Annotated in this window: 9 protein-coding genes; 7 read left to right on the top strand and 2 right to left on the bottom strand. The window is 38.1% G+C overall.

Annotated elements, in window-relative coordinates; genetic code table 11:
• The 4 genes from BM291_RS18895 to BM291_RS18880 all read left to right on the top strand — a co-directional run.
• The coding region (locus BM291_RS18895; RefSeq protein ID WP_139229143.1) for an IS1595 family transposase at positions 1 to 340 on the top strand (340 nt) is incomplete at its 5' end.
• 40 nt (positions 341 to 380) lie between these two features.
• On the top strand, positions 381 to 878 hold the full coding sequence (locus BM291_RS18890) for a thermonuclease family protein (RefSeq protein ID WP_092900397.1): 498 nt from the start codon (positions 381 to 383) through the stop codon (positions 876 to 878).
• Between the two features lie 36 nt (positions 879 to 914).
• Positions 915 to 5,852: a PKD domain-containing protein gene (locus BM291_RS18885; protein WP_092900396.1), complete on the top strand. Its 4,938-nt coding sequence runs from the start codon at positions 915 to 917 to the stop codon at positions 5,850 to 5,852.
• On the top strand, positions 5,849 to 6,871 hold the full coding sequence (locus tag BM291_RS18880) for a PorP/SprF family type IX secretion system membrane protein (protein ID WP_092900388.1): 1,023 nt from the start codon (positions 5,849 to 5,851) through the stop codon (positions 6,869 to 6,871). The genes BM291_RS18885 and BM291_RS18880 overlap by 4 nt, the downstream gene beginning before the upstream one ends.
• Before the next feature lie 57 nt (positions 6,872 to 6,928).
• On the opposite strand, the gene BM291_RS18875 is transcribed toward BM291_RS18880, so the two are convergent.
• Complete coding sequence (locus tag BM291_RS18875) at positions 6,929 to 7,462, bottom strand: hypothetical protein (RefSeq protein ID WP_092900385.1); 534 nt, start codon at positions 7,460 to 7,462, stop codon at positions 6,929 to 6,931.
• A gap of 813 nt (positions 7,463 to 8,275) precedes the next feature.
• On the bottom strand, positions 8,276 to 8,509 hold the full coding sequence (locus BM291_RS18865) for a helix-turn-helix domain-containing protein (protein WP_092900377.1): 234 nt from the start codon (positions 8,507 to 8,509) through the stop codon (positions 8,276 to 8,278).
• A gap of 270 nt (positions 8,510 to 8,779) precedes the next feature.
• Here BM291_RS18865 and BM291_RS18860 point away from each other — a divergent pair, with 270 nt between their 5' ends.
• Genes BM291_RS18860 through BM291_RS18850 form a run of 3 tightly spaced genes read left to right on the top strand, consistent with a single transcriptional unit; the run spans position 8,780 to position 10,361 of the window.
• Entirely contained in the window at positions 8,780 to 8,989 is a 210-nt protein-coding gene (locus BM291_RS18860) for a helix-turn-helix domain-containing protein (protein WP_175499747.1), read from the top strand.
• Positions 8,990 to 8,992: 3 nt separating this feature from the next.
• Positions 8,993 to 9,319: a HipA N-terminal domain-containing protein gene (locus BM291_RS18855; protein ID WP_092900374.1), complete on the top strand. Its 327-nt coding sequence runs from the start codon at positions 8,993 to 8,995 to the stop codon at positions 9,317 to 9,319.
• Positions 9,312 to 10,361, top strand: coding sequence for a type II toxin-antitoxin system HipA family toxin (locus tag BM291_RS18850; RefSeq protein ID WP_092900372.1), 1,050 nt, complete (start codon positions 9,312 to 9,314; stop codon positions 10,359 to 10,361). Before BM291_RS18855 ends, BM291_RS18850 begins: the two co-directional genes overlap by 8 nt.

The raw sequence follows: 10,361 nt of genomic DNA, 5'->3' as shown, positions 1-10,361 counted from the left end.
AGATTCGGTAGAAAGATTTGTTCAAAAGACGATTGATCGAGAAAGTGTACTGTTCACAGACAAAAATCCCGCATACATAAACCTGGAAAAGATGGTAGAAAGTCATATTCAGATTAAATCTTCAAAGGACTCCACAAAAGCTAACTTACCCTGGGTTCATGTGGCCATCAGTAATCTGAAGAAAAATCTTCTGGGGATCTATCACATGGTAAGTGAAAAACACCTCCAAAACTATCTCAATGAGTTTGTTTACAAGCTCAACAGAAGATATTTTGGTGAACAGCTATTCAATAGACTAATTATAGCTTCTGTTTATCCTTACGTGCAACATTACGAATAGTCATAACAATCTTTATTTTGCAGCTATAAAAAACTTTTTCATGAACATAAAAGTGGTCAATGTGCTTCAATGGTCTATTGGACTGTTTTTTATGTTCATTTTCTCAGCACCCTCTAATGCTCAAGAAGACTTTGATTTTTTAGAGATTTCTAAGTTTGTAGATGGAGATACATTTTGGGTTAAGCATCCTGGAGGAGAAGATGAGAAAATCCGCTTCATTGGTGTTAATACTCCAGAGGCGAGAAATACAGGAAGGACTCAAGTCGAGTACTTTGGAAAGGAAGCTTCTGCTTACGTTAAAGAACTTTTAACAGGGAAAAAGGTAAGGTTAGAATTTGATGTTCAACGCTATGATTGCTATAAGAGAACACTTGCTTATATCTTTCTGGAAGACGGAACATTTTTAAATGCCCACTTAGTGAAAGAAGGCTATGCTTTAGTAGCCACCTATCCTCCGAATGTTAAGTATGTTGACCTTTTTGTTAAGCTTGGGAAAGAGGCAAGAGCTGAAGGAAAAGGGTTGTGGAGTGATCGTTAAAAAGTAGTGAGTAAAATAGGTTAATGTCGTTTTTTCATGGAAAGAAAGTTATTACGTGGGCTTGCCCTAAGTTTGTTTTTCATAGCTCTCACTGTTGGTTCTTTCACGATCTTCGGTGCTGAAAAGGGTTGGTACAACCTAAATCCTTTAATGCTTTTGCAAGTGGGGCTGGATGCTCCAGTGGCAGGATTTACCTTTTCTCCAGATGGGGATTGTGCAAATGTTCCAGTGAAGTTTACTAATACTTCAACAGGAGATGGATTGACCTATGAATGGAATTTTGGAGATGGGACAACATCCACTGAGAAAGATCCGACACATATATTTTCTACAGCTATAGGAAATAGTAACAAGATTTATAATGTAAAGCTCACTGTTAAAGAGGCTACTGGCTCCCCTGTTTCGATAACCCAGCCAGTTACTGTTAAGGAAATACCTTCACTTAAGGTGACAAGTGATCAAGAGGAAACCACCTTTGAGAATCTTCAGTATTACATCATTTGTGAAAACCAACCTTCAGAATTTACATTTTATAATGGTAAAGGTGGGACTGAGAACAATATTAAGTACCAAATAGACTGGGGGGATGGGAGTCCTCAAATTGACGCTACAGACTGGACGGTGTTAAAGCATACTTATACAGTTGGTATATATAATATTACATATACCGTTACCCCAGCTAATGGATGCAAGGTTAGCAGGAAGTTTGGTGTATTTGTTGGTTCCAATCCTGCAGTAGGTTTGGGTAATCCTGGAAATACAAATGTGTGTGTAGGAGAAACACTTACATTTCCAATTAGTGGCACCGAAAACAATCCAGCTGGCACCAAGTATACCGTTACTTTTTCAGACGGATCAACTCCACAAGTATTCACTCATCCTCCTCCGGCATCTGTTTCTCATGTTTTCACCAAAGGATCATGCGGAGAAAAAGCAGACACTTTTGATAATTCTTTTTCTGTTAAAATAGTTGCGATAAACCCTTGTTCAGCTTCTCAAGCATCAGTTGTACCAATCTATGTGTCAGAGCCACCAATACCTGAGATTTATATTGAAGATGAAACTGTTTGTGTTAATGAAACTGCAACAATTAAGAATACCACAGACTTTAAGACAGAAGTAAGTACTAATGGTACCTGTAATGATACTAAAAGGTTTGTATGGGAAATATCCCCATCAACAGGTTGGTCTTTAGGAGGTGGGTCTTTGGGGTCTCGACCGAATCCTACTTCTCCCAACTCTTGGTCTTCTGGCTCGGAAATACTTAATCCCAAGTTTACTACTCCTGGCACTTACACGATTAAACTCATAACAGGCAATCGTTGTGGTATAAGAGAAGAGACAAAAACAATTGTTGTAATACCAATACCAGACCCATCCTTTACAATTGCATCTAATGAAGTATGTGGTCCAGCTACTGTTAAGGCGACCAATACCTCCAATATTTTAGGCCATGATGGCGATGGTACCTATGTTTGGACTGTAAGTTATTCCAAAGGTAGTTGTGGTACTACTTCAGATTGGAAGTTTGCATCAGGATCTGATAAGAACTCTGAAAGTCCAAATTTTCTTTTTATCAACCCCGGGATTTACACCGTTACACTTTCCATAAAAGCCAGCTGTGGACCATTCAAAGTAGAACAAAAGATTACAGTGATAGCGCCTCCTTCAATTTCCATGGCGGCTATTCCTTTGACTTGTGGTCCGACGACTTTTACCCCGAAAGCAACAGTAGGCGTTTGTGGAACAGATATTCCTACCTATAAATGGACATTTGAAGGCGGTACTCCTTCTTCATCTACTTCTCTTGATCCAGGGCCAGTAGCATTTAATACTGTTGGTCCTAAAAAAATAACATTAGAAGTTACGTCCGGATGTGGCACCACCAAGGCTGAAAAGACATTTTCAATTGCCAACCCTCCGAAAATAAATATCGGAGAAGACCAAGAAATATGTAAAGGAGAAGAGATTACCCTAAAGGGATTAGTAACCGAAGGAAGTGGGAATTACACGTATAAGTGGACAAGTATACCATTAAGTTCTATCACAGGATCGACTGGTGCTGATATTACAATCAAACCTACTCAGACAACATCGTACACCCTTACAGTTTCTGATAAAGACACAAAATGTACTTCATCAGAAGAGGTAGTTGTAACCGTTATTCCTGCACCTACTATTCAATTTAGTATTCCAGACCAAGAAATATGCTCTGGCGAATCAACTCAACTGGCAGTATTGACAACTTCTCCTACTGGCGAATCAATTACATGGACATCAGAAGCTAATGGAGTCACCGGTGTATCAGCATCAGGAACAAATGAAATCCCTGTACAAACGCTTGTGAATACAACTGGCAAACAAGTCAAAGTCATTTACACAGCATTAATTCCTAATTCCAGTCAGGGCAATTGTAATGTTGTTCCTGCTAAATATACTATTACAGTAAATCCTGAACCTTCCTACGTCGATGATAAGCTTACAATTTGTAGCGATGAAGTATTTGATTTTAAGCCTGGAGGTATAGTTTCAGGCTCTAAATTTACTTGGAATGTTAATTCTCCAGTAGGAATAACTGGAGCTTCAAACTCAACTCAAGAAGAAGGTTCTGTTAAACAGCAGTTAAGTAACTCTACTAATGGACCCCTAAATGTCACCTATACTATTACACCAGTAATTGGTAACTGTAAAGGCGATGATTTTACTTTGGTTGTAACTGTCCAGCCTGCTCCTTCTATTACATTTTCACAAACAGATCAAAATCTTTGTACAGGTTCAGATTCCAAAGAGGTGAAATTCACTTCAGATGTGCTTGGAGCGACTTTCACGTGGACAGCTGACCCAAAGGGAGTACAAGGAGTTACAACGTCAGGAACCAACGCTGTGATCCCTGTGCAGAACTTAATTAATCCAACCAGCGCTCCCATTACTATAGAATACAAAGTAAATGTCCAAACAAGCTCTGGTGGAACTTGCGCAGGCGTTCCGAAAACCTACAAAATAACTGTCAATCCATCTATTGCCGAAAAGGAAGAGGTATCAGAATTCAATGGTTATCAAATAAGTTGCTTTGGTGCTGGAGATGGATTCATTAAACTCAATCCTACTGGTGGGAATGGAGTATTTACATTTTCATGGGCTGGCCCGAATGGGTTTACATCAAGCAATAGTAGTATTGATAACCTAAAGCCAGGAATTTATCAAGTTAAAATTGAAGATGAATTTGGCTGTTCTGTTTCAAAAGCGTTTAATATTAAAGAACCACAAAAGGTTATTTCATCAGTGATTTCGACTACCAAAGTACTTTGTGCAGGCGATGAATCAGGAGCGATAGAATTAGCAGTCTCAGGAGGAGTAGTAGGAGCGCCATACCAATTTGAGTGGCTAAGAAATGGTGTGTCATTTCCCGCTACTACCCAAAATATTTCAGGAATCCCTGCAGGAATATATAGTGTTACTGTTATAGATGTGAATGGCTGTTCTTCAGTTATCACAGGAATAGAGATAACACAACCAGCTGCAGCAATAGTAATCAACTATACTAAAACTGATATCAGCTGTTATGGAGCTAATGATGGGTCTCTTGATTTAGATGTAAGTGGTGGTTTGCCTCCTTATGTCATTAACTGGTCATTTGGTTCTAATCAAAGTGGCTTTGATAATTTGGGGCCTGGTGATTACACTTTGACAGTGTCTGATCAAAGTGGTTGTATTCGGTCTCAGACGATCACCATTGAAGATGCTCCTTTGTTTAAAGTTGAGCCTGAGGTAAGTAATATTTCCTGCTTTGGATTAAATGATGGATTTATTAAGCTGAATCTTCAAGGTGGAGTTGGTGCTACGTCTATTAGATGGGATAATGGTCAACAACTTGAAAATCTATTCAATTTAACCGCTGGTTTTTATGCGGTTACAATTAAGGATCAAACGGATTGTGAAATAAGAAGTGAATTCAATATAGTTGAACCAGCGCTATTATCCTTAGAACCTAAAGTGACAGACGCTTTAGATTGCTACAATCCGCAGAGTGGTGCTATTCAATTAGGTATTTCTGGTGGTACACCACCATATGCTATCAAGTGGAGTAATGGGGAAACTAGTCCAGATTTGACAGGAATAACCTCAGGACAATATGCGGCCTCTATCACTGATGCTTCAGGATGTACGATCAATAAGGTGTTTGAAGTTAAAAGACCTCCTGTCCTCGCTATAACAGCATTCCAGAGTACTAAAGTCCAATGTGATCCAAGACTTGTTGAGGATAAGGTAAACATCACTATATCTGGTGGCATTGCTCCCTATAGTATTTCATGGTCTGGTGGTTCAATATCTCCTGATCAAAAAACGATGACAACCACGGAGCCTGGTTATTATGAAGTAACAGTTGTAGATGGAAAAGGGTGTGTGTCCACGCAGTCATTTGACATTGAGAACACAGAGACCATAGCCAATGCAGAGATTGAGTCAGCTGCCTTTGATCAATACAACTCGTACTTGGTCAATTTTGAGATTCAGTTTTGGAATAGATCCTTTGGTCAGATATTGACCTACCACTGGGACTTTGGTGATGGATCCGAAAGCTTTGAGGAGCATCCTAAGCACACCTATGAAGCAGAGGGAGAGTATGAGATCGTATTGACTGTTACTGATGTGTTTGGATGTCCAGTGGAAGTCAGGAAGAAGATAAATGTCTTTGACTATTATATAGTTGTTCCAAATATATTTACTCCAAATGGTGATGGTATCAATGACTACTTTTTCCCAAGGTTTGTAGGAATTGAGTCTTTAGAGTTTTGGGTGTTGAATAAGTGGGGAGAGACTATTTACCATACCAAAGAGCTGAATACCCAAGGCTGGGATGGCAAGCTTAATCATGAAACAGCTACTCCTGGAAACTATGTTTATAAGTTGAGGTTTAAGGCGCTGGACGGAAGAACTCAAACAATGACGGACCTTTTTATGCTACTGAAATGAGAAAGCTATTGTTATCAATTATCCTTGTGATAGGATTTGCAATTCGTAATGAGGCGCAAGATTTTCATTACTCTCAGTTTTACGCTGCTCCCTTATACCTTAATCCAGCATTAACAGGAAGTACAGAGCTTTCGCGAATAGGAGTTAACTACAGAAAGCAGTGGCCTGGTTTGGATCAGGACTTCAATGCTTACTCAGCATACTTTGACCATTACAGCTATGACCTAAGAAGCGGGATAGGTATTTCTGTTAATAGTTTCCAAGAGACTAACATGAAAGTCAATACTTCAGATGTGTCATTCTACTATGCTTATAACCTACAGATAGCTGACAATTGGAATTTCAGAATGGGGACTCAAGCATCCATTGTAAGAAGAAGTGCCGCTTTAGATAATCTTGTCTTTGGTGATCAGGTAGATCTATTTAACAGGACTATTAATCCTAATACGATGGATAATGTCCCTGATTTTGACCCGTACTCGTATTTTGATCTCTCATTTGGAGGTTTGCTTACTAATGAGAACTTCTGGTTAGGATCATCCTTTCATCATGTCAATGAGCCTCATTTGAGCTACTATCCTGATGATGAAAATGGATACCTACCAATCAAATGGAGCATTCATGGTGGATGGAATTTCCCTTTAGGTGCTAATCAATACTTCGGGTCAAAGTTTGATAACATGGCATCCATAATGGCAAATTACAAGAAGCAAGGAGCCTTCCAGCAAATCGACATTGGTACTCAATTGCTGTATAGATCTGTTATCTCAGGAATAAGCTACAGAGGTATTCCAGGACTAAGAGATATGCCTAATCAAGACTCTATCATATTAATGCTGGGAATAAAGCTTGAATCAGGAATGGTCATAGGATATAGCTATGATTTCATGGTATCCAACATTGGGTCTCAGACTAAAGGAGCTCATGAGATTTCTGTTAGGTATCAATTCTTTATCGGAGACCCAAGACACAGGAATCAAAGAAGCAGTATCCTTAAGTGCTTTGACTTTATGATGTAGTGTAGAGAGAATTAAAAAGGCACTCCCCAGCTATAATGCCGAGGAGAGCCAAACCATTCAATCTTCAATAGGAACAAAATCCCATACTGCAAGGACATAGCCAATGATTACCACATCCTCATTAAACTGCGTTACTTTATCCTTTACATAGTAGGCATTAGTCGGAATGTAATCAGGAAACATTTTAAGGTTTATTATTTCACCAGTTTGAAAAGATAGATTACCCTGAAATTGTACAACATTGGAGTTGTTAAATTCATCCCAATAAAACTGAGTGATCATTTTTGGAATCATAAGTCCCTCATTTGATGCCTTTGTTATTAGTGGATGCAAATCATCTTCAATCTTGCAATTATAAGCAAAGACTTTCTTCACATCTTCCAACAAGACCTGAAGGTACTCTTCACTTAAGTTTAGACCAGTCAAACAAGCAGGAATAGCGACACTCGCATCCCTGATCAGGTATATGAGTGGGTTAGCAGCCATATAATTAACTAACCGTAGATGCTTCGTTTTTATCTTAAAATTTTCTTTCAGCCAGTTGGCCATAGGGCTTACTTCAGTGTAAAGTACTTTTAATTCGTTGTTCATAAAACTTTGGTTTTTGGTATTCAATAAGGATTTTCCTCACCAAAGCATAGGGGGGTATACATTATCATGGGTGGGTCCAAAAAATATTTTTACATTTTTTTTTTTTGGAGGAACTGACTGCCATGACTAAAAAAATAATACGCAAGATATTTTACTATCCTGCGCATCATCAAATACCATTGGCGAACATTCTATATCCCGTCATTAGATGGGGCTAACCTTGACAACAATTCGTTCCAGCCTTTAATTTCTCCAGTCATTACAAGACTAAGAGTTTTCAACACAAGATCTCGTTCTTCCTCAACCCTTTGATTAAGACTCCGTAACCTTTGGATTTCATCTACATCGTCAGCAATGTTAGGTTTCCTATAACCTTTAGATGAAATGTTATGTTCTTTCCTCCAGGATTGAACCCATTTTCTGATTAAGTCAGGACTATTAATCCCCATATCTAATGCTATTTTAGGAGAGCTTTCACCATTTAGAAACCTATTTATAGCTTCATCCTTTACGCTTTGGTCGTAATATATCCGTCCCATATTTTATAGTTTTTTGATTGATGTAGATCTAATTGCAAAGTAGATCTACAGTTTATTACAGCACGACGTGATACGTGAATATAGAACGAAACACCTCTACAAACAAACTATTAATTATTAAACATGTATTTTTACGATTGATTATACTGAAATACAATAAAAAAACAATAAATATATTGTTTTCGAATATTTCAGAAAACCTAAGCCTGGGAAAGCCTGTTTTTGTATTAAAAAAATTGAACTCCAATCCTCCTATGAATTTGTTTAATGTACTCTAAACTGAACTTTCTATTGATTCGTCTTTTAATAGTTCTTTACTACTTACAGGTGCTAACTCGTGTCCAAACATCCTCAAGACAATATTCACCTTATTCAGATTCAGATTGGTTTTCCCTTGTTCAATCTTTCGAACCACTGTGAGCGCGATACCACTTCGCTCAGCAAACTCTTCCTGAGTCATACCAAGGCCGTTCCTTCTTTCTTTGACAAATGTTGCTAATGGCCTCATTATATGTATTTAGATATAATTTGTAAGATATACACTACTTTATATGCTTTTCCATATACTAATAGAAATTCTCTGCATGATCATAGAATAGTGCCATATCACCAATAGACACCATTTAAGCATGATCGAGACAGATTAATCACATTATACTGTGAAATTTAAACTCATCTATAAGAAACCTTTCCAGGATTTATCAATAATCATACTATAATGTGATTATTGTTTTTTTCAATCTAATTATCCTCTATATTTAATAAAAATCACATTATAATGACAATTGAAGAAATCGGAGTTGTAATAAAAGAAAGGAGACAGTTATTGGGACTTATACAACCTGACCTTGCAGATATGGCTCAGATAAGCATCAATACGCTCTATAAAATCGAACGTGGCGAAGCAAACCCATCCGTGAAAGTACTTAATAAGCTGGCTGAGGTTCTAGGGTTAGAACTATCTATCGTTGTAAAAAAATTACTTTAAGCAATGAATAGCGCAAGAGTACTCCGGAATGGTGAGTTGGTAGGAATACTCACCAAATCCAAAAAAGGAATCTACACCTTTACTTATGAGGATACCTGGTTTAAAGATCCGATGAAACCAGCAGTTAGCCTTACCCTTCCAAAATCAGAAAAAGAATACTCGTCTGACCACCTCTTCCCTTTCTTCTTCAATATGCTCTCAGAGGGTGTGAACCTTAAGCTGCAGGCAAGGCAATACCAAGTTGACGAAGATGATTTCTTTTCCCTACTACTACTAACTGCAAATTCTGATACTATAGGAGCTATTACCATCGAATCTATCAATGACTAACTCAACTCATACTAAAGATCTTTTGAACTGCCCAGGCACTCTTGCTGAAGGTCACCAGACCTATAGTCCGGTCTGTCTTAGGCAACTTTTCAATGGTAAGAAGACATCTCATGTCCTTCCTTATGAAAGTCACAACCCAAGCGAGGATCAAGAACTCGCAAAACTTATAGCCAATCGGAAAAGGATATCAATTTCCGGAGTTCAAGAAAAGCTATCTGTGCTGTGGGACAAAGGCCAAATTCGATTAACCTCTGAAGGAGAGCAAGGCACTTACATACTAAAACCTATTCCCAGGGATTTGGATAAAATTGATCAAGTACCCGCGAATGAACATTTGACGATGCAGATCGCTAAGCAAGTGTATAAACTCAAGGTCGCTGAGAATGCCATGATATTTTTCGAGAACGGAGAACCAGCCTATATCACCAAACGATTTGATATTGATTCAGCGACATCAAAAAAATGGGGGAAGGAAGACTTTGCCACTCTTGCAGGTAAAACGAAAGAAACAGATGGAAATGAATTTAAATACAACTACAGTTACGAAGGAATAGCCTCGTTAATTAAAAAATATGTTGCCGCCTACCCAGTAGCACTCGAAGAATTCTTCAAGCTGGTGACCTTCAATTTCCTTTTCTCAAATGGTGATGCTCACCTAAAGAATTTCAGCCTATTAGAAACACCACAGGGTGACTACCAGCTTAGTCCTGCTTATGATTTGGTTAACACAAGGATTCATGTCAAAGATCCTGAATTAGCTCTAAAAGATGGTTTGTTTAATAATGACTACTACACTGAAAGTAATGAGGCCAATGGATTTCATGCGTATGATGACTTCTATGAATTCGGAATAAAGATTGGCTTATTAGAATCGAGAGTAAGTCGAATTCTAAATGAGTTGGCTACTTATAATTCAGAAGTAGAGTCAATGATAGGGCGAAGTTTTCTAAGTGATGATTCAAAGGAGATTTACAAAACCACCTACTTGGATAGATTAAAATTATTGAATTACTCATTCCTGAAATTAAAAAAGGAAAGTTGA

It is taken from the genome of Algoriphagus aquimarinus, assembly GCF_900112005.1.
Lineage (GTDB): Bacteria > Bacteroidota > Bacteroidia > Cytophagales > Cyclobacteriaceae > Algoriphagus > Algoriphagus aquimarinus.
Note: the sequence above shows the minus strand (reverse complement) of the source record. Positions and strands in the feature narration are given on the sequence as shown.

What these genes read in the sequence shown, in the direction of transcription:
- BM291_RS18890 (WP_092900397.1), top strand. Translation starts at nt 381, where the DNA reads ATGAACATAAAAGTGGTCAATGTGCTTCAATGGTCTATTGGACTGTTT.
- BM291_RS18885 (WP_092900396.1), top strand. Translation starts at nt 915, where the DNA reads ATGGAAAGAAAGTTATTACGTGGGCTTGCCCTAAGTTTGTTTTTCATA.
- BM291_RS18880 (WP_092900388.1), top strand. Translation starts at nt 5,849, where the DNA reads ATGAGAAAGCTATTGTTATCAATTATCCTTGTGATAGGATTTGCAATT.
- BM291_RS18875 (WP_092900385.1), bottom strand. Translation starts at nt 7,462, where the DNA reads ATGAACAACGAATTAAAAGTACTTTACACTGAAGTAAGCCCTATGGCC.
- BM291_RS18865 (WP_092900377.1), bottom strand. Translation starts at nt 8,509, where the DNA reads ATGAGGCCATTAGCAACATTTGTCAAAGAAAGAAGGAACGGCCTTGGT.
- BM291_RS18860 (WP_175499747.1), top strand. Translation starts at nt 8,780, where the DNA reads ATGACAATTGAAGAAATCGGAGTTGTAATAAAAGAAAGGAGACAGTTA.
- BM291_RS18855 (WP_092900374.1), top strand. Translation starts at nt 8,993, where the DNA reads ATGAATAGCGCAAGAGTACTCCGGAATGGTGAGTTGGTAGGAATACTC.
- BM291_RS18850 (WP_092900372.1), top strand. Translation starts at nt 9,312, where the DNA reads ATGACTAACTCAACTCATACTAAAGATCTTTTGAACTGCCCAGGCACT.